This window comes from Tsukamurella sp. 1534 (assembly GCF_000312385.1).
Lineage (GTDB): Bacteria > Actinomycetota > Actinomycetes > Mycobacteriales > Mycobacteriaceae > Tsukamurella.
Genome location: NZ_HE997626.1, coordinates 1,672,333 through 1,691,057, shown reverse-complemented (window position 1 = coordinate 1,691,057; position 18,725 = coordinate 1,672,333). Strand labels below are relative to the sequence as shown.

The following is an 18,725-nucleotide window of genomic DNA, read 5'->3' as shown; positions in this document are numbered from 1 at the left end:
GGCGTCAGTGCACCACCTGGACCTCCCGTGTCACGTCCGACTCGGTGGTCATCGGGTGCACATTCTGCCGCACCTTTTGCTCCACCTTATATACAGGGTCCACTGCGCACCTCGCCGCACAACCCGGACGACGCCGGGTCAGGGCTGCGGCCAGTGGGCCGCGGCGTCCGGGCCGGGCGGGTCGCCGATGCTCTCCCGCAGGCGCAGGAGACGACGGTGCCCCGACACCCGGAGGCCCGGTTTCGTGCCCCTGGTGCCCACCAGGGTGGGCGCGACGCCGGCGCGCATGAGTGCCGTCGCGAGCACGGGCGCGGACTCGGGGGCGTGCGGATCGAGCGGCAGCAGGTAGTGCGCGCCGTCGACGTCGCCGGTCGCGAGCGCCCAGGCCCGGAGCGCACGGGGGCCGGGCACCCAGGCGGGCGGGGCGGTCTTGGCCGCGCCCCGGGTCCATTCCAGCGCCATCGGCTGCAGTTCGGGCGCCGCGAGCGTCCGGACCAGCGGGGTGCCCTCATCGGAGGTCCCGATCTGCGACCGCAGCCCCGCCTCGTCGATCAGCGCGGCGATCGCCTCGGCGCGCCAGAGATCGGCGACGACGACGGAGACGCGGGCCGCGCCGCCCAAGTGGACGATCTGTCCCGTGGTCGCGAGCAACCCGGCCAGATCGCGCGGCGACGGCGCGGTCTGTTCGGCCGAGAAGAGTGACAATTGGGACACGAGTTGAAGCGTAGTGCTCCGGGGACTACGGCACCGAGGTCGACACTCTGTCGTGACCGTCCCGAAATACACTTTCACCCCCTGGCCTGAAGGCGAGGGGGTGAAGCGAGAAACGCTTATCGCGTGGCGTTAAAGGTTTCTTAGAGGGCGCGGACGCCGGTGGCCTGCGGGCCCTTGGTGCCCTGGCCGACCTCGAACTCGACCTGCTGGTTCTCCTCGAGCGTACGGAAGCCGTTGCCCTGGATCTCCGAGTAGTGGACGAACACGTCATCCGAGCCGTCGGCCGGTGCGATGAAGCCGAAGCCCTTCTCCGCGTTGAACCACTTCACAGTTCCCTGTGCCATTGAGATGTTTCCTAACTTGTCTTTCTACCGGTGTAGGAACTCATCCCCGAGGGGACGGGTTCCTGGCCGGTTCCGGCCGCCATACTTTCTGGAGCCGTTTGCGGAGACCCGCACACAAAAACCTTCAGTACCACGCCCGCAACATCGATCCCCCGATGGTCCATAGGACCCCCGGCGGGAGCTGCGACCGCATACAGTCAATCACGATTTCGAACGAAGCGACAGCGGGCGGGCGGAATTCGCCCTCCGTTAACCCCGCGTCCGACGTTTCGTCCCCTTGTTCGACCTCCGAGTAGACTGGCGGATCGCCGTGACGGCCGGCGTCGCGGCCGTGGAGCCGGGCCCCGGAATCGAGGTGATCGCGTTGGACCCCAACACTTTCGGACGCGAACTCCTCGCCCGCATCCAGGCCGGCGCGGGCCCGGGGAACGACGGCCTGACCCATGTGACCGATATCCCGTCACGTCGAGCCCAATTCGCGGACTGGCCCGGCTGGTTGCCGCCCGCCGTGCGGGATGGACTCGTCGAGGACGGAATCGAGCGGCCCTGGCGGCACCAGGCGGATGCGGCCGAGCACGCGCACGCAGGCCGGCACGTGGTGATATCGACGGGCACCGCGTCCGGGAAATCGCTGGCGTATCAACTCCCCGTACTGGCCGCCCTCGTCGACGATCCGCGCGCCACCGTGCTGTACCTCTCCCCCACGAAAGCGCTGGGCACCGATCAGCACAAGGCCGCGGTGCGACTCGCGGCCGACTTCGGAATCGGCGACGCCGCGCCCGCGATGTACGACGGCGACACCTCGCAGGAGATGCGCCGCTGGGCCCGCTCCGACAGCCGCTGGGTGTTCACCAACCCGGACATGGTGCACGTGGGACTGCTTCCGCGGCACGCGAAGTGGGGACGCTTCCTGCGGGGCCTGAAATACGTAGTGGTGGACGAGTGCCATCACTACCGCGGCGTTTTCGGATCGCACACGGCGCTGGTGCTGCGCCGGCTGCTGCGCGTGGCGGCGCGGTACGGGAGCAGCCCCACCGTGATCTGCGCCTCGGCCACCACATCGGATCCCGCGGGCGCGGCGTCGCGGCTGATCGGCGCGGACTGCGTTGCGGTCGACGAGGATTCGTCCCCGCACGGGCCGCGGACCGTCGTGCTGTGGGAGCCGCCGCTGCTCCCCGACCTGGAGGGCGAGAACGGCGCGCCCGTGCGGCGCGCCGCCACCACCGAGGCGTCGCGGATGGTCGCCGACCTCGCGGTGGAGGGCGCGCGCACGCTCGCGTTCGTCCGGTCCCGGCGGTCCGCGGAGACCGTCGCGCTCTCGGCCCGCCGGATGCTCGCCGAGGCCGCTCCCGAGATCGCGTCCCGGATCGCGGCGTACCGGGCCGGATACCTGGCCGAGGACCGTCGCCGGCTGGAGGAGGGCCTCAACGACGGTGCGCTGCTCGCCGTCGCCACCACGAACGCGCTGGAGCTGGGCGTCGACATCGCCGGCCTCGACGCCGTCCTCATGGCCGGCTTCCCCGGGACCGTCGCCTCGTTCTGGCAGCAGGCCGGGCGCAGCGGCCGGCGCGGGCAGGGCTCGCTGATCCTGCTCATCGCGCGCGACGACCCGCTGGACACCTACCTGGTGCACCACCCGGAGTCGCTGCTCGGCAGGCCCGTGGAGGCCACGATCACCGACCCGTGGAACCCCTACGTGCTGGGGCCGCAGCTGTTGTGCGCGGCGGGCGAGCTGCCGCTGACCCGCGAGGAGGTGACCGAGCTCGGAGCGGTCGACGTGGTGGGGCGCCTCGCCGCCGACGGCTTGTTGCGGGAGCGGCCCGCGGGGTACTTCCTGGCCGCCGGAGTGGATCCCCATGCGCGGGTGAACATCCGGGGCGGCGCGGGCAGCGAGGTGCTGATCGTCGAGGAGGCCACCGGCAGGCTGCTGGGGACGGTCGACTTCACGCGCGCCCTGTCGACGGTGCACGAGGGCGCGGTGCACGTGCACCAGGGCGAGTCGTACGTGGTGGACGAGCTGGACCTCGACGAGGGCCTCGCGATGGTGCACGCCGAGGAGCCCGAGTGGACCACCTCCGCGCGCGAGGACCTGGACGTGCACGTGACCGCGGCGCACTCCTCCGAAGCGCTGGGCGAGGTGACGGCGGGCTTCGTCTCGGTGGAGGTGACGAGCCGAGTCGTGGGCTACCTGCGCACGCTGCGCTCGGGCGAGGTGCTGGACGCGGTGGAGCTGGACCTGCCGGAGACGACGCTGGCCACCAAGGCCGCGCTGCTCACCATGACGCCGGAAGCGCTCGACGGGGCCGGCCTCGCCGAGGAGCGGTGGCCCGGCGCCCTGCACGCCGCCGAGCACGCGGCGATCGGCCTGCTGCCGCTGGTGGCGTCCTGCGACCGCTGGGACATCGGCGGCCTGTCCACTGCGCTGCACGAGGACACGGGGCTGCCGTCGATCTTCGTGTACGACGGCTACCCCGGCGGCGCGGGCTTCGCCGAGCGGGGCTACGAGTCCCTCGCGACGTGGCTCGTCGCCACCCGGGACGCGGTCGCGGCGTGCGAGTGCCCGTCGGGCTGCCCGTCGTGCGTGCAGTCGCCCAAGTGCGGCAACGGGAACGACCCGCTCGACAAGGACGGCGCCGTCGTGGTGCTCGACCTGGTGCTGGCCGCCATCGCGAAGGGCTGAGGCGCCGCTACTTCGGCGGGAGGGAGCGGGCGTGGTCCACGCCCCGGCGCACCCACTCCCTGAGCTCCACATCGGAGGCGGTGGCATCGCTCGCCAGATCGAGCCAGCCGCGCAGCTCGCGCCCCCGCATCACGGTGTTGGTGACGTGCGGCCCGAGCAGTTCGTCCGCCGCGTCCGGGTGCACGCGCACCATGGCCTCGCCGCGACTGTTGGCCGCGATCGCCATGTGCCCGTCCACCAGGAACGCCAGGCCGCCGAACATCCGCTTCTCCGTGATCCCCGGCTCGCCGTCGATCGCGTCGCGTATCCGGTCCGCCAGGCCCTCGTCGTGCGCCATCGCTCCAGTGTGCGCCGTGCGCCGACGGTGCGCAGCCCAACGCGGCACACCGGCCGGCGCGGTCACCGCGGGCCCGCACGGGCGAACGCGACGGCCTCACCGGATCCGAAGGCCGCGAAGGACACCGGGACGCGCACGCGCACCGTCACCGCGAACTCCTGCACCGCGCACGCGGCCAGATCCGCCGAGTTCGCCCGCGCGAACCGGGCCGCGGCGGCGCACGCCGCCTCCGCGTCGACGGCACTCGCCGCGCCCGCCAGCGCGGCGAGGTCCGCCGCCGACTGCGCCCGGTGCCGCGCCGACACCGCCGCGCCCACGTCGACCACCATGACGGCGACCGCCACGATCGCGGCGATCATCACGGCAGCCAGCACCGTGGCCACGCCGTCCTCGCGCGCGGCCGCCTCCCGCAGCATGCGCATCACCCCTCACCCGGCTCCACCGCCGCGACGGCGGTGGCAGTGAGCGTCAGTCCCGGCAGCACCGGAACCGGGGCTCTGACCTGCACCGTCACCGAGTCACCGTCGCGCCTCGACGAGATCGCCGCCCCCGGCGGGCCGACCGCGGACACCGCGCGCGAGGCGCCGGCGTCGTCCCCGCGGGCGGCGAGCCGTGCCGCCTCCCGGGCGGCGTCGACGCACCGCACGTGCGCCGTGACCCCGACGATCGCTCCCACGCTGAACACCAGGACCGTGACCAGGCCGGCGACCGCGAACGCGGCCTCGACGGTGACCGCGCCCGCGTCGCCCGCTAACCGGTGGAGGTGCCCAGCGCCTTGCCGATGATCGACGTGAGGCCGCTGATGATGTTGTCCCCGGTGACCACTCCGTAGAGCACCGCGCCGAACGCCGCGGCGGCCACGGTACCGATCGCGTATTCCACGGTCGACATCCCCTCCTCCTGCAGCATCATCTCGGTCATCCTGCACCGCAATCGAATCCACATTCCATCCCCCTTTCCTCGAGCCGCCTCACAGCAGCCCGTCGCCGAGCACCGTGCCGGCGAGTCCCATCACGACCGGCACGATGCCGAGGCATACGAACGCCGGAAGGAAGCACAGTCCGAGTGGCCCCGCGACCGCGACGCCCGCGCGTTCGCCGGCCGCGACGGCGCGGTCCTCCGCCTGCGCGCGTTCGGCGCGCGCCAGGTCCGCGAGGCCCGCCGCCGGTGACGAGCCCGCGCGGGCGGACCGTCGCAGCATGCGGGTCAGCGCACTCACCTGCGGGTCGTCGGAATCGTTGCGCCATGCGGCCTCCGGATCCGAACCCAGCGCCAGCAGCTCGGCGGACCTGGACAGGACCGCGGCCAGTGCAGCGGGTGCGGATCCCGCGACGGCCCGCGACGCATCGGCCGTCGGCATTCCCGCGCGCAGGCACACCGCGAACAGGTCGTAGGCGGCGGCCGCCTCGAACGGATCCGGTTTCGGCGCCCTCCGGGGCAGCCGGGGAACCCGCGACCCGCGCCCCTCCGGTTCCGCGACGCACGCGCCGAGCCGAGACCGGGCGGCCACCGGCAGCACCGCGAACGCGACGGCGATCAGGACCAGCGCCGCCGCGAGGGGGCCGTGGCCGCTCATGCCCCACCGCCCTGCGTGCCGGCACTCCGCACGCCGGCACTCTTCGCCCCGCCGCTCCGGGTGGCGACGCTCTGAGCGGCGGCGGGGAGTCCCGCGGCACCGTCGGCGATGGCGCGCGACCACAGCAGCCCGGCGGACGTGAGGCACACGCCGACCACGAGCAGCGTGCCACCCGCGCCGGTGCGGAGCAGGAGCCCGAGAGGGTCCGCACCGATCAGCTGCCCCATCGCGACCCCGAGTACGGGCAGCGCCGCGAGTACCTGCGCGGTGGCGCGGGCACCGGCCAGCGCGGAATGTGCTCGCTGCGTATAGCGTTCGCGGGCACGAAGGTCATCGCGGACCGAACCCAGCAGGTCGCCCATCCCGATCCCGTGCCGCGTCCCCGTCTCCCAGGCCGCCGCGATCCGTCCCCATGCCGCGCTCTCGCCCTGGTGCCGGCGCAGGCCCGCCGCCACATCCCCGCCGAGCTCCGCGCGGCCCGCCATCTCGGCGAACACGGCACGGATCCGCGGGTCGTCGGCGTCCCGTCCCGCGGCGGCGCAGGCCGCCGCGGGGTGCGCGCCGACGGACAGCTCCGCCACCATCGCGTCCACGCCCGCGAGCACGGCGGACAGCCACTGCGCCTCCTCCCGCCGGACGCGCGAACGGGACCACAGCTCCCGCGCGGTGCCCGCCGCCAGCGCGGCGGCGAGGGCCTGGGCCGGGCCGATCAGCAGGGCGCCGGCGGGCAGGGCCGCCGCCAGCCATCCCCAGCGGAGCGCGGCCCGCGACCGCGTGGCCGAACCCGCTCGCAGCCGCGCCGCCGCCGGACCGCCGGGCCAGACCAGGGCCGCGGCCGCCAACAGGAGTACCGGAATCACCATCAGAGCGCCTCGCGTTCGTCCAGGAGCGCCCGCAGGCCCGCGAACGCCGGCGTGAACCCGCCGTCCCGCTCCCACGCCGCGCGGACGCCGACGAAACCGTCGCCGCCGCGCTCGACGACGCCGATGCTGCGCAGGCCGCGCCTGCCCGACGGGCTGCGATGCACCGCGAACACCACCTGGATTCCTTATCGGTAATTTCCCTGCACGACACGGTAATTCATCCTAGTCAGAGCTGGTTTTAATCGTCCACTACATGTAGGATTAGATGCATGTCAGTGGTCGGGTCTACCGTAAAACGCGATGGTGGGCGAGCCTCTTGCGAGTGGAGGGTTTCCGTGCAATTATTTCGCTATGGCACTCCATGGGGAGCTTCAGAAGACACTCGAGGCGTTCGTCGAGCAGCATCGTCCCGCGTTGGCGACCGTGCGTCTCGATCTGCCGGTGGCGATCACCGAGGTCGGGGAGATGTGGTCTCCGCGACATGCGGATCCGGCGGAGGTGTCCGGCGATGCGTTCTGTTCGGCGGTGCGGCACACGATGCGCGATATCTGGAAGAACGAACGCAACGACAGGCCCGGAGTCAATCTGCGGTGCATCCGGGGCCAGGGCGGCGGCGCCGTGTTTGTGAATCTGGGTACGGAGTTTCGGCTCCGGAAGTTTCTATCCAGGCATCTGCAGGCGGCGGTCGACCGGGAGGTCGTGCTGCCGCCGGAGGTCGAGCAGAAGATCGCGAACGGCGGGCTGCGGCCGGAGCAGATGAATCTGTTCGCCGGACCTGGCCAGATCCCCAAGCCCGCGAAGCGGAGCACCAGCGGGGACGACGAGGAGCAACGCGAGCACGACGGCATCTTCGCGTTGTGGTCGACGACGGACAACACAACGTTGGAGGCGCTGCACCTGGCGGTGGTTCGTGGGGTGGACAACCCGGCCAGTGCGGAGATCTTGGCGTTGGTGCCGTTCCCTCCGGTGGAGGAGTCACCGTTCTACGGACTGCAGAAGCCGAAGCCGATCGGCGGCGCCCCGTCGGACGACTTCGGGACCTACGACAAGCGCGCCCAGGGCACCGGCGACGACCACGACGACGGTGGGCCGGATACCACGCCCACGCCTGCGTAGCCGTCATAGCAGGGGGAAACTGGTATGCAGCGGGGACCTGCAGCGTTGAATCGGATGTGCAATGAGGGCGACGGTGAACGTATACGGACGCCGGGTGCGTCAAGCCCGGATCATGCGGAAGATGACCGCGAAAGCGCTGGCAGCTGAGTTGGGATGGCCGTCGGCGGCGCGACTGACCCGTTTGGAGAAGTCGATCACTAGCGAGATCAGTACCGATGAACTGGAGGCGTTTACGACGATTCTGCGGTTCCCGCCACGGTTCTTCACCACGGAGCCGCCGATGCGGATCCACCCATCGGACTTGCTGTTTCGGGCGCCGCAGTCGACGACGAAGACCGAGCAGGAGTACCTGACGGATTTCGCTTCGATGGTCGGGGAGTTCCTCGACGAGTTGCATTCGCGGTGGCAGCTGCCGGCGGTGAAGATCCCGATGGTCGATCCGTCGGTGCCGGTCGCGGAGGCGGCCGGGCGGGTACGTGATGCGCTCGGCGTGGGCCGGGACGAGCCGATCGACTACCTGACCCACAACATCGAGCACGCGGGTGTGCCGATCGTGATGCGGCGGATGCTCGCTGCCGCGACCCTGCGCGACGGCGACGGCGGCGCGGCCGCCTCGGAGAAGCACCTCGGGTATTCGACACGGGTCGGTGAGTTCAAGGCGCGGCCGCTGATCGTAGTGCGGCAGTCGACATCCTGGGAGCGGACACGGTGGACTCTCGCCCATGAGTTGGGCCACTTGAGCTTGCACTGGAGCGGCGATGTCACAGAGGACAAGGAGGAGCAAGCGTCGCGGTTCGCCTCGGAGTTGCTCGCCCCGTTGGCGCAGGTACGCAAGGAGGTTACGCGGACGCCGTCGCTGATGTCGTTGGTGCCGGTCAAGCAGAAGTGGGGCATTTCGATCGGCGCGTTGCTACGGCACCTGCACACCGGTGGCGTGCTCGACGACGACCGGTTCCGCAGCTTGCAGAAGCAGCTCTACCAACGGGTCAACCCGGATACGGGCCGGACCTGGGGCCGGACCGAGCCGGGCTGGGACGACCGGGCCGTGGAGCGGCCGCGTTTGCTGAGCAAGTGGATCGAGTTGGGCTTTTCCGTGCAGTCGCCGCAGTTGTTGGCGACCTACGACCTGATCTTCCCGGGCGATATCCTCGCGGATTTCCTGGTCGGGCAGCGGCCCGCCCCCTCCACCACCTCGTCCCCCACCGCCTCCTCCGCCGCGGCTCCCTCGGCTCCGGCCGTCGACACCGTCGCAGGTGCGCGGGGTGAGGACCGGGATGCCGCTGACGGTTCAGCGGATGTGATCGACTTCCGGCGGTTCCAGCAGCGGTCCCGGCGAGCCTGACCCGAGACATGTAGGCGGGCGGGACGGTGGCGAAGGTGCAGCGGGTGCGGTACCCGGACCGGCCGGGCACGTACATCGTGGTCGACGAGCTGGACCGGCCGATCAAACCGGCCCGGGAGTACCTGCGGTTCCTCACGGCGAGCGCGGCGTCACCGAACACGGTCCGCGCGTACGCGGCGGGGTTGGCGCAGTGGTGGACGGTGCTCGATCACAGTGGGCACCGGTGGGATGAGTTTCCCACCACCTTGTTCGGGCAGTTCCTGACGTTCCTGCGGACGGGGGATCTGCCCGGGACCCGGCGGATCGGCCCCGAGATCGTCGGCGGGTCGTCGACGGCGACGGTGCAGCTGCGGGCGACCGCGGTGCTCAGCTTCTACCGATTCCAGGCCGACGCGCACCATCTGCTGGGCCCGTACGAGAAGCTGTTCACCTCGCACGGGCAGTGGCGGCGACGGTCCCGGTACGTCGGGTTCCTCGACGGTGTCGGCCCCAGCCAACCCACCGATCACCCGATCTACCGGGTACGGCAACCCAACCGGTCCGCCACCCCTGTGCTGTTGCCGCGGGAGGTCACGGCGATCCTCAACGCGTGCGCCACCCATGACGGCACCCGCTGGTCCGGCGCCGGTCCCGGGCTGCGGAACCGGCTGCTATTCGCGATCCTCGTTGAGACCGGGATGCGGCTCGGTGAGTCGTTGTCGTTGCGGCATCACGATTTCCACATCGGTGGCGGTGGCACCCCGTATGTGGAGGTCGCCGGCCGCCAGGACCACCCACACGAGGTGCGATGCAAGACCGGGCCGCGGCGGATCTACGTCGGCGACGATCTAGCGGCCCTGTACTCGGAGTACGTGTGGGCGTTGATCGATGACGGCGCCGATCTGGAAGTGCCTGGTTTCAGTACGCATTTCGTGTTCGTCAACCTCACCCACGGCACCCGGTTCGCGCCGATGCGGCCGGAAACGGTGTACGCGGCGGTTCGGTCGATCACCCGCCGCTGCAACCACCCCGACACCGACACAGCCACCCACACCGACGCAGAGCCTGGGCAGCGGGCGCTGCAGCCGGGGTGGACGCCGCACTGGCTCCGCCACACTCACGCGACGGCGTTGCTGCTCTCCGGTGTCGCTCCGCACGTGGTGATGCGCAGGCTCGGCCACGCGGACGTGCAGACCACCCTGTCGACCTACGGGTGGGTCACTGAGGACGCCGAGATGCGGTCGATCGCGCAGTGGCGCAACTACGTCGCCGGATGGAAAGGCCTGCACGATGACCACCCCTGAGCCTGCGCCGCGGTTGTCGGCGGCGGCGGCGACCGCGTTCACCTGGCAGGCGCAAGCCGCCCTCGTGCCGGCGGCGTGGCGGGAGCCGATCTACCAGATCGACTCGCCCGAGCACCGGGAGGTGTTCCGGCAGAACTCGCGCTATCTCGGCCGTCGTCTGGACTTCACCCCGCAGGGCTGCCCGCCGCGGTTCGCCCGGGAGGTGGCCTGGTTCGTGTGGCTGTGCGACACCGACCAGATCGGCAAGATCGAACCGGCGTACCTGCGGTGGTGCTGCGAGGCGATCTCCCACGCCACCCAGAGCTTCACTCGGGAGCACGGGCATCCACCAGTGTCGATCACCGACCTCACCTCGGCGGCGCTGCTGCGGCACGCCCTGCGCGCCTACGAGGCCCGCAACAAGCGGCTCCCACCGGTGAACACCCGCCGCAGCATCACCCACCTGATCGAGCAGCTGCACCTGTACCTATCGGTGCGATGCACCGACCGCTCCTGGTGGGAGCACGACATCTGGGACCTGCGGGTCGATCCGCGGATCCCGCAACGCGAACACGAACCCAGCCACGACATGGCCGCCCGGCTCGGCGGCATCGAACCGGTGTGGCTGCGCGAAGGGGTACGGTTCTGGCTCCGCGTGTCCATCACCGCCGAGCTGCTGCGCTGGTCCTCCGCGGTGGAACGCTCGAGGATGGCGACCCGGCACCTGGGGCGGTTCCTCACCGACACCGGACACACCGATGATCCGGTCCTGGCCGATGACCCCGCGCAGCTGCGCACGATTTTCACCGAGTTCGCCGCATGGCTGCGCAGCCCGGCCGCCTCCGCCCGCCCGGACCGACGGCTGACCGGCTCGGCGATCGAAGCGACCGTGTCCCAGACGCAGGTGTTCTACACATTCATGGTCGACCACGCCGGGGAGGCGGCCGCGGCGACCGGCATCGCCCGGTGGGGCGAGGTCGGACCCGCGCACACCCGCCTGTGGGGGCCGGCGTTCCGCCGCCGCGCCGCACCGAGGAACCGGGAACTGACCTGGTACAGCACCGGAGATCTGCAGCGGATGCTGTGCTACCTCGACGTCCTCGCCACCGACCGCGGCCGCCACGTCACGCTCACCCACCCCGACGGCACCGTCTCCCTCGTCGCCGGCCTCGGGGACCCGCAGGCGGCACGGATCTGGCTCCTGCAGGCCCTCACCGGCCGGCGGGCCTCGGAGATCCTCATGCTCGACGTCGACCCGATCGAGCCCATCCCCGGGTTCGAACGCCCACCCACCGACCCGGCAGAGCACCCCACGAACAGGGCTGCCAGCAAGGTTACCAGCGGGGTTAACGACCGGGTTCCCGACAGGGCCGGGGACCGGGTTGGGGACAGGGTGGGGAGGGAGCCTGTGGCCAGCGACGACGCTGGTGACAGCGGGGTGTTCGTGGCGAAGTTGCGGTACCAGCAGACCAAGGTCGACGGGGTGATCCCGACGATCCTGATCGAGCAGGCCGTGGTCAACGTCATCGCCGAGCAACGGGCCTGGCTCGCCGCGCAGCACCCGGACTGGTCACCGCGGTACCTATTCGTGCCGCTGCGCGATCACCACCAGGGCCGGCGACACCGCCCCTACAACAGCTACCGGCAGGCGCTGAGCAACCTCGATCGGATCCATGGACTCACCGACAGCACCGGGCGGGCCTTGCGGTTCACCCAGACTCACCGGCTGCGGCACACCCGCGCCACCGAGCTCCTCAACGACGGGGTGCCCTTGCACGTGGTGCAGCGCTACCTCGGGCACAAGAGCCCCGAGATGACCCTCCGGTACGCCGCCACCCTGGCCGCGACGTCGGAGGCGGAGTTCCTCAAGCACAAGAAGATCGGCGCCGGCGGCGTCGACATCGCCCTGAGCCCCAGCGACATCTACGACATGACCCAGCTGGCCAAGCGCACCGACCGGGTCCTGCCTAACGGGGTGTGTCTACTGCCGCCGGTGAAGACCTGCGACAAGGGCAACGCCTGCCTGTCCTGTGGGCATTTCGCGACCGACGCAACACACCTCGACGAACTGCGCTCGCAGCACGCGGCCACCACCGCGCTGCTGCAGGCCCGCCGCGAGCAGTTCCACGCCCGGACCGGACGGAAGTTGACCGACGACAACATCTGGGTGCACCAGCGGCTGCGGGAGCTGCATTCGCTCGAGCAGATCATCACCCGCCTCACCACCGAGACCCAAGGCTGCAAAGACCAGGGCTGCGCAGGCCAGGACGGGCATCGCCACACTGCAGGGACGGTGACCGGTGCCGGCGCCGCCGATCGGCTGCCGATCCTGCAGATCCAGACTCGCGGGAGCCACGAATCGGCCCTGCGCACCGCTGCAGGCGGCGCCGCAGGCACTGCCGCGGGCGGCACACCGGCTGACGGCAGAGCAAGTGAAGGCGATGGCAGCAATGTCGATGCCGGCGGCGATACCGCCGGTGAGGACGGCGGCGCGTGAGCGCCAACGAAGCCTCTCGTGCCGCGTTGGCCGCGAGCGCCGAAATCCGGTCCGAGGCATCCAAGCGCAGTATCGAAAAGGCACTCACGGCGATGCGCCGCAACGGGGAGACCATCAACGTCCAGGCGGTCGCCCTCCGGGCCGGGCTGGCGCGCTCCACCGTCTACCGGCACAAGGAGCTGCTGGCGAAGGTTCACCGCCAGCGGCGCACCGCAGCGACCCCGCCACCAGCTGCTGCCGGCCACGAGGCGGCTACAGCGGATCCGGCTACCGGCGTCGTCGCGGCCATGCATCTGCGGATCCATCAGAAAGACGCCAAGATCGCGGAGCTGACCCGGCAGATCAAGCAGCACGAGGCCACGATCGCCCGGCTGCACGGAGTCATCGACGACCTGTCCCCGGACTGAGCGAACGCATCTCCCCCGGGGCATCGTTGCCGCCGACCTGGGGGGGCTATTGCCGCCAGCGGGCGCAGTCTGCTGCGGCCAGCGCCAGCACGGTCGCAAGGCGACGGAGGTCCGGCGCATCGCCCACCGGATCGCGGTCGACGAGATAGCCGATCGCGGTGTGGCCGTCGATATCCCGGGACGGCGCGCACATCCAGCACGCGGCAGTCCACGGGTCAGCGGCCTGGCGCAGGAGTTGCCAAACGGGTGAGCAGCGGCTCGTGCACGTGGCGGTCGGGGTGGAACTGCCAGGCGGGGAACACGAGTGTGCCAACGGCGAGCGGCACCGCGATGACAGCCGGGCAGGGTTCGGCGGCTCCTGGTGGATACTGGCGGTTATGGCGAGCGATGACAGGGCTGTGGAGTTCATTTCCGGGAACGAGCGGCTGGCCCGGATACTGTCGGATCCGGATCGGCGCGCACAGGTCGATGCCATCACCGCCGAGATGGATCAGATCGACGGCCGCTACCGCGACGCGGTCCAGGCCCTCAACGAGGCCGTGGCCGCGACGGAAGCCACCGCGGGCGCTCCGGCCGTCACCGAGGTCCTCCGGGCGCTCCAACGGCACCTGAGGACTGCTGGGGTCCGGGACCTCGGCATCACGCTCACGTTCAGTGATCACGAGGTGACGGTGCCGCTGGAACGGATCGCTTCCGCAGATCGCTGAGCGACGGGTTCGGTCCTTACTCGGATGCGTCGGGGATGAAGCCGCTCGCCGCAGCGTCCGCCGTGCAGAGTGTCCGAGCCCAGGTCCCCCGGTGCGCCAGGGCGCCGTCGTTGCCGCATTCCTCGCAGGTCCGCTCCGACCGCCGTTCGGCCACACGAATGAGCTCATCGAAGCCGGGCCGCGGCCGGTCGGGTTCGAATTCGACGTAGTAGCGCAGGCCGCCGAATTTCTCCTTGACCTGCACCAGCTGGTAGTCGGGGTCGATCGTCGCGACTTCCCGGTCGAGGTCGATGACGATCGGGTACCAGCCGGGCCGGATGTCGAGGGTCGGGTAGGCCCCGGGAAGGAAACGGGCACGGATACCCGCGAGGGCGTCGTCCGTCAGATCATCTGCCATGCCTTCGAGCCTGCCAGCCCGCCGTGCGTCGTGACGAGCCCGGTCCGTTTCGCCCATACTGCGAATTAGGCACCCCGGGGTCCATCGACCGCCTGGCGGTGGCCGAGGAGACCCACATCCCGCCCGGCGGTCGTGTCGTGCTTTCGATCCCGTTCGCCGATCAGCCGATCAACAGGGCATTGCCCGTTCACGCCGCCTGGGTGCAGGTGCATTGGCATTCGGTGAGTGTGCCGCCTGCGGCGGCGGTGTGCCGCCATTCGGGGCTGCCGGGCTCGAGTGGGTTGGGCGCGGTGCCTGCCGCAGTGTCGTCGCCAGCACCGGTGGGCGGGGTGCGGCGCCACAGTAGTGGGGCCAGGACTGCCCCCGCAGCGGCGATCAAGGCCAGGAGCGCCCAGGCGGGGACGAGCCCGAAGCGGTTAGCGCCCCAGCCGGAGATCGGGTAGGCCACCAGCCAGGCCAGGTGCGAGAGTGAGAACTGAGCGGCGAACACGGTGGCCACCTCGGTGGGGGCGGCGGCCGCGCGGAGCACCTTGCCGGTCGGTGTGATCGCCATCGCCGAACCGGCCCCGCTGGCCAGCCACACCACTGCGGTCACTGCCCACGAGGCGTGATCAGCCGAGGCCATGACTACCGCCCCGATGGCGGCGGCGGTGAGCAGCGCTGCACCGGTGAGCATCACCGCCCGTTCAGTGAGCCTGTCCAGAAGCCGCGGTACTGCGAGCGCCACTACCAGGGTGCCGCCGCCCGAGGCGGCGAGCATCCAGGCGACATCCGATTCGGTGCCGCCGAGCCGGTCCCGGACGTAGTTGACGGTGTTGACCACGACGATCGAACCGGCGGCGGCGACGGCGAAGTTCACCGCGAGCACGCCGCGCAGGCTGGGGGTACCGGCGAAGATCCGGACGCCGGCGAGGATCCGCTCTGCCGGCCCGCCGGAGGTGGCCGCGCGGTGCGAATCGGGGACGGTGGCGCGGAGCACCAGCGCGGCTGAGATCACGAACCCGGCGGCGGTGCCGAGGAAGAGCACGTTGAACTCGATCACCAACAGCGCTAGCGCCGCCACCACCGGGCTGGCCAGGCTCTCCATCGTGTACGCGACCTGGGACGCCGACAGAGCGGTGGTGTACTCCCGCTCGTCGGTGATGATGTCCGGGATCACCGCTTGGAAGGTCGGCGTGAACGCCGCCGATGCGGCCTGCAGGGCGCCGATCAGCAGGTAGATCTGCCACACCTGCGTCACGAACGGCAACGCGAGCACGATCGCCGCCCGGAGGATGTCGAGCGAGACCAGGAACGCTCGGCGGGGCAACCGGTCGACGTAGGCGGCGGCAATCGGTGCGATCACCACGTACAGCACCATTTTGATGGTCAGGGCGGTGCCCAGGACCACCGCGGCCGACGATCCGGCGATGTCGTAGGCGAGAAGGCCGAGTGCGACGGTAGTCAGTCCGGTGCCGAGCAGCGCGACGATCTGCGCGCTGAAGAGCAACCGGAAGTCCCGGTGGGCGAAGGGTCCCACGATGGCTCCTGACGGGTAGCGATTCGAGTTCGATCTCAGTGGTGGTGGCCGTGTCCCGCGTGGTGTGGGGCGTGGGGCGCAGCGGTGTGGTCGGCGGGCCCGTCGTCGACGGTCAAGGTGAAGTCGGCGGTGCGGACCGTGCCGCCGTGCTGGAAGTCGAGGAAGAGCCGGTACGTTCCCGCCGACGGTGCCACCGCATGGAATCGGATGTCGGGTCCGGCCGGGGTTGCCGGATCGGACGCGTCGCCCTCGGGGTGTATGTGCAGGTACGCGAGGTCGCCGGCGCGCAGCGCCACGAGATGGCCGTAGGCGGCGAGGTAGGGCTGCAGGTCGGTGACGGGCACACCCGCGCGGGTGACGGTGGCGCGCAACTCGGCGCCGCGGCCGACGGCCATGTCCCCGGCGAGGGTCACGGTGTAGTCGTCGATCGCCGAGGTGATGCTGTGCTCGGGAAGCGGATGGGGTTGGAAGTCTCCGGGTACCGCGAGGTCTGCGCCGAGCGTGAGTGCGGCACCTGCCCCCGTGGGGGCGAAGTCTGCGAACAGCCGCCATACACCCGGGGTGAGGTCGACATCGACCGACCACAGGCCCGCCGTGTCCATGACCGGGTGCAGGTGGTGGAACACACTGGTGTCGCGGAGCGCCGCGATGAAATGCAGGCGCTTGTCGTGCCGCTCGTCGAAGGCGGTCACGGGGGCGCCGTCCGGGCCGACGATGGTGAATTCGATCCGGCTCGTGCCGGCGGCCGCGGTGTGGAAGGCCGGGGTGATCCGGTACCCCTGCTCGGCAACCTGCAGCCCCTGAGGGACCGCGGCGGCGGAGTGCCCTGCGTGTGTGGTGTGGTCCATGGTGTCTCCTTAGGATTTGGGGCCGGGGCTCGCCCGTCTGGTCAGGCGCGGACCAGTCGGGCGATCGCCGTGGTCGCCTCGTCTAGTTTGGTGGTCAGTTCGTCTGGATCCGACTGCGCTGCTTGCACCACGCAGTGGCGGATGTGGTCATCGAGCAGCGCGAGCGCCAGGCCTTGCAAAGCGCTGGTCGCGGCGCTGATCTGGGTGAGGATGTCGATGCAGTACTGGTCCTCGTCGATCATCCGCCCGATCCCTCGGGCCTGTCCCTCGATCCGTTTGGCCCGCGCCAGATATCGGCTCTTGTCGGTCAGGTACCCGTGCTGCGACTGGCAGCAGTCCCCCGGGGCCGCGGGTGTGGTCGGTGCGGATTCAGCGCCGGCGGGCTCAACCGGCGTGGGGTCGGTGCCTGCGGAGACGGTGGTCATGCCGACGCCGCCGCGGTGTACTTGTGCGGGTCCGCGTCGAACTTCGGACCGCATCCTGCGCAGCACAGGTAGTAGCGGGTCCCGTCGAAGTCCCGGTACAGGCCCTTGCTGACCGCGGTCGCCTTGTGCACGGCAGTACCCGCCATCACGGGGCATTCAGCCATCTCGTCGACACTGGGTGCAGGGGCGGTCCGCGACAGCTCCAGCGGTTCTGCGGCGTCGCTCGCGTGGCCGCAGCAGGACTGGCCGGGTGCGTTGTCGGTCATGGGGAACCTCACTTCTCGTGGTCGGGTTCGACGGTCGAACCGGATTCGTATACCCCATCGGGGTATCTCGATTTATACCCCCTAGGGGTATCGACGTCAACTATCGACCTTTGATCGGAATCGCTTCCCGGATGAGAGTGGCTCCCTCTAGACATACCCCCCATGGGTATGCTATTCCTGAAGTGTCAGATACCCCACAGGGGTATGCATCAGGGAAGGGAGAGCGACATGACCACGAACGAGTACCAGGTGAGCGGTATGACGTGCGGACACTGCGAGATGTCGATCCGCGAGGAGGTCGGCCTGATCGCCGGTGTCGAATCGATCGAGGTGAGCGCCCGGACCGGACGGCTGCGGGTGACCGCGGCGCAGGGCATCGACGACGCCCGGGTCCTCGCTGCCGTGGAGGATGCCGGCTATTCGGCGGTGCGTGACCGATGAACCCATCACAGAAGCTCGCAGCGTACGGGGCCGGCCTGGTCGTGGCCTTCGCCGGCGCTTACGGGATCGCCGGTGCGGTGGTGCCGGACTCCGTCGTCGCCGGGTGGGAGCGCGGTAGCACGAGCACGCACGCCGGCGCGGAACACAATGCAGGCAGCGCCGCAGCCGCCAGCACCGCTGCCCCGGCCGCGGCCGCGATCAAGGGCGTCTCGCTCAGTGCGGACGGGTACACCCTGGGGCCCGTGACGGCCCCGGTCGTTCCGAACGTCGCCGGCGGTGTGGACTTCACGGTGCTCGACCGCCAGGGAGCACCGGTGCGCGAGTTCGACATTGCGCACGAGAAGCAACTGCACCTGATCGCCGTGCGCGCCGATGGCGCGCACTACCAGCACCTGCATCCGACGCTCGACACCGCGAGCGGCCGCTGGTGGGTGCCCGTCACGTGGCCCGAGGCCGGTACCTACCGGATCTACGCCGACTTCACCCCGACCGGCGCGAAGAGCTCGACCACGCTGACGCGGACCGTCCAGGTCGATGGGGCGGCCATCGCGCAGCGCCGCGAGGCCTCCCGTATCGCGCAGGTGGACGGTTTCACCGCCGTGCTGGGCGGCGATCTCGCTGCGGGTGGATCGAGTGACCTCACGGTGACGATCACGCGAGACGGGGCGCCGGTCATTGACCTGGAGCCCTATCTCGGCGCCTACGGGCACCTCGTGGCGTTGCGCGAGGGCGACCTCGCGTATCTGCACGTGCACGCCACCGGGGCGGAGCCGCTGCCCGGCGGCCGTTCCGGTCCCGACATCGGGTTCGCAGCGGAGGTTCCCACCGCCGGCAGGTACCTGCTGTACCTGGACTTCCAGGTCGATGGCGTAGTGCGCACCGCGCAGTTCGTCGTCGACGCCCGACAGGGCGGGGATGAGCAGGGCGGGAACGCGGGGGCGGCGCCGTCGCACGGAGTCGGGCACTAGAGCACCAAATGACACA

22 protein-coding genes and 1 pseudogene are annotated in these 18,725 nt (G+C 70.5%); 9 read left to right on the top strand and 14 right to left on the bottom strand.

Annotation, left to right across the window (positions count from 1 at the left end; all coding sequences use genetic code 11):
• Nucleotides 1–138: 138 nt before the first annotated feature.
• Together BN39_RS08220 and BN39_RS08215 are read right to left on the bottom strand one after the other, a co-directional pair.
• Complete coding sequence (locus BN39_RS08220) at nt 139–714, bottom strand: hypothetical protein (RefSeq protein WP_040766048.1); 576 nt, start codon at nt 712–714, stop codon at nt 139–141.
• A 140-nt stretch (nt 715–854) separates the two neighbouring features.
• Nucleotides 855–1,058 (bottom strand): cold-shock protein, encoded by a 204-nt coding sequence (locus BN39_RS08215; protein WP_013128449.1) that lies wholly within the window; start codon nt 1,056–1,058, stop codon nt 855–857.
• Nucleotides 1,059–1,422: 364 nt separating this feature from the next.
• Between BN39_RS08215 and BN39_RS08210 the strand changes: the two genes are divergently transcribed.
• Nucleotides 1,423–3,738, top strand: coding sequence for a DEAD/DEAH box helicase (locus BN39_RS08210; RefSeq protein ID WP_040767012.1), 2,316 nt, complete (start codon nt 1,423–1,425; stop codon nt 3,736–3,738).
• A gap of 7 nt (nt 3,739–3,745) precedes the next feature.
• On the opposite strand, the gene BN39_RS08205 is transcribed toward BN39_RS08210, so the two are convergent.
• From BN39_RS08205 to BN39_RS23170, 7 genes are all read right to left on the bottom strand, one after another.
• Complete coding sequence (locus BN39_RS08205) at nt 3,746–4,075, bottom strand: TfoX/Sxy family protein (RefSeq protein ID WP_019201902.1); 330 nt, start codon at nt 4,073–4,075, stop codon at nt 3,746–3,748.
• Between the two features lie 62 nt (nt 4,076–4,137).
• A complete protein-coding gene (locus BN39_RS08200; RefSeq protein ID WP_371190618.1) occupies nt 4,138–4,491 on the bottom strand; it encodes an Rv3654c family TadE-like protein in 354 nt (117 codons plus the stop codon).
• Between the two features lie 5 nt (nt 4,492–4,496).
• On the bottom strand, nt 4,497–4,775 hold the full coding sequence (locus BN39_RS08195; protein ID WP_040767010.1) for a TadE family type IV pilus minor pilin: 279 nt from the start codon (nt 4,773–4,775) through the stop codon (nt 4,497–4,499).
• A 50-nt stretch (nt 4,776–4,825) separates the two neighbouring features.
• A complete protein-coding gene (locus BN39_RS08190) occupies nt 4,826–5,020 on the bottom strand; it encodes a DUF4244 domain-containing protein (RefSeq protein WP_040766041.1) in 195 nt (64 codons plus the stop codon).
• A gap of 25 nt (nt 5,021–5,045) precedes the next feature.
• Nucleotides 5,046–5,651 (bottom strand): type II secretion system F family protein, encoded by a 606-nt coding sequence (locus BN39_RS08185; protein WP_019201898.1) that lies wholly within the window; start codon nt 5,649–5,651, stop codon nt 5,046–5,048.
• A complete protein-coding gene (locus tag BN39_RS08180; protein ID WP_019201897.1) occupies nt 5,648–6,514 on the bottom strand; it encodes a type II secretion system F family protein in 867 nt (288 codons plus the stop codon). Before BN39_RS08180 ends, BN39_RS08185 begins: the two co-directional genes overlap by 4 nt.
• Nucleotides 6,514–6,687 carry a hypothetical protein gene (locus tag BN39_RS23170; RefSeq protein ID WP_192814841.1) on the bottom strand — a complete coding sequence of 58 codons (174 nt, stop codon included), beginning with the start codon at nt 6,685–6,687 and terminating at the stop codon, nt 6,514–6,516. The genes BN39_RS08180 and BN39_RS23170 overlap by 1 nt, the downstream gene beginning before the upstream one ends.
• Before the next feature lie 127 nt (nt 6,688–6,814).
• Between BN39_RS23170 and BN39_RS08175 the strand changes: the two genes are divergently transcribed.
• The 6 genes and pseudogenes from BN39_RS08175 (at nt 6,815) to BN39_RS08145 (ending at nt 13,845) form a co-directional block, all read left to right on the top strand.
• A complete protein-coding gene (locus BN39_RS08175; protein WP_148281444.1) occupies nt 6,815–7,630 on the top strand; it encodes a hypothetical protein in 816 nt (271 codons plus the stop codon).
• A gap of 61 nt (nt 7,631–7,691) precedes the next feature.
• Entirely contained in the window at nt 7,692–8,972 is a 1,281-nt protein-coding gene (locus tag BN39_RS08170; RefSeq protein ID WP_019201894.1) for an ImmA/IrrE family metallo-endopeptidase, read from the top strand.
• 26 nt (nt 8,973–8,998) lie between these two features.
• On the top strand, nt 8,999–10,255 hold the full coding sequence (locus BN39_RS08165) for a tyrosine-type recombinase/integrase (RefSeq protein WP_019201893.1): 1,257 nt from the start codon (nt 8,999–9,001) through the stop codon (nt 10,253–10,255).
• Nucleotides 10,242–12,617 (top strand): annotated as a pseudogene (locus BN39_RS23865) (tyrosine-type recombinase/integrase); the annotation flags it as partial. The gene BN39_RS08165 and the pseudogene BN39_RS23865, both read left to right, overlap by 14 nt.
• A 110-nt stretch (nt 12,618–12,727) precedes the next feature.
• The gene (locus tag BN39_RS08150) at nt 12,728–13,138 is read left to right on the top strand and encodes a DUF6262 family protein (RefSeq protein WP_040766040.1); all 411 of its coding nucleotides are present in this window, start codon (nt 12,728–12,730) and stop codon (nt 13,136–13,138) included.
• Nucleotides 13,139–13,398: 260 nt separating this feature from the next.
• A complete protein-coding gene (locus BN39_RS08145) occupies nt 13,399–13,845 on the top strand; it encodes a hypothetical protein (protein ID WP_148281443.1) in 447 nt (148 codons plus the stop codon).
• 16 nt (nt 13,846–13,861) lie between these two features.
• Here the strand turns inward: BN39_RS08145 and BN39_RS08140 are convergent, their stop codons facing one another.
• The 5 genes from BN39_RS08140 to BN39_RS08120 all read right to left on the bottom strand — a co-directional run bounded on the left by BN39_RS08140 (nt 13,862) and on the right by BN39_RS08120 (nt 17,300).
• Nucleotides 13,862–14,299 (bottom strand): hypothetical protein, encoded by a 438-nt coding sequence (locus BN39_RS08140; protein ID WP_237741633.1) that lies wholly within the window; start codon nt 14,297–14,299, stop codon nt 13,862–13,864.
• Nucleotides 14,300–14,429: 130 nt separating this feature from the next.
• Nucleotides 14,430–15,761 carry an MFS transporter gene (locus tag BN39_RS08135; protein WP_019201888.1) on the bottom strand — a complete coding sequence of 444 codons (1,332 nt, stop codon included), beginning with the start codon at nt 15,759–15,761 and terminating at the stop codon, nt 14,430–14,432.
• A gap of 35 nt (nt 15,762–15,796) precedes the next feature.
• Nucleotides 15,797–16,609 (bottom strand): hypothetical protein, encoded by an 813-nt coding sequence (locus BN39_RS08130; protein ID WP_019201887.1) that lies wholly within the window; start codon nt 16,607–16,609, stop codon nt 15,797–15,799.
• A 41-nt stretch (nt 16,610–16,650) separates the two neighbouring features.
• On the bottom strand, nt 16,651–17,034 hold the full coding sequence (locus BN39_RS08125; protein WP_040766038.1) for a metal-sensitive transcriptional regulator: 384 nt from the start codon (nt 17,032–17,034) through the stop codon (nt 16,651–16,653).
• Entirely contained in the window at nt 17,031–17,300 is a 270-nt protein-coding gene (locus BN39_RS08120; RefSeq protein ID WP_019201885.1) for a YHS domain-containing protein, read from the bottom strand. Before BN39_RS08120 ends, BN39_RS08125 begins: the two co-directional genes overlap by 4 nt.
• Before the next feature lie 228 nt (nt 17,301–17,528).
• On the opposite strand from BN39_RS08120, the gene BN39_RS08115 reads away from it, so the two are divergent.
• Both BN39_RS08115 and BN39_RS08110 read left to right on the top strand, forming a co-directional pair.
• Entirely contained in the window at nt 17,529–17,741 is a 213-nt protein-coding gene (locus BN39_RS08115; RefSeq protein WP_019201884.1) for a heavy-metal-associated domain-containing protein, read from the top strand.
• On the top strand, nt 17,738–18,709 hold the full coding sequence (locus tag BN39_RS08110) for a hypothetical protein (protein ID WP_019201883.1): 972 nt from the start codon (nt 17,738–17,740) through the stop codon (nt 18,707–18,709). The genes BN39_RS08115 and BN39_RS08110 overlap by 4 nt, the downstream gene beginning before the upstream one ends.
• Nucleotides 18,710–18,725 lie beyond the last annotated feature (16 nt).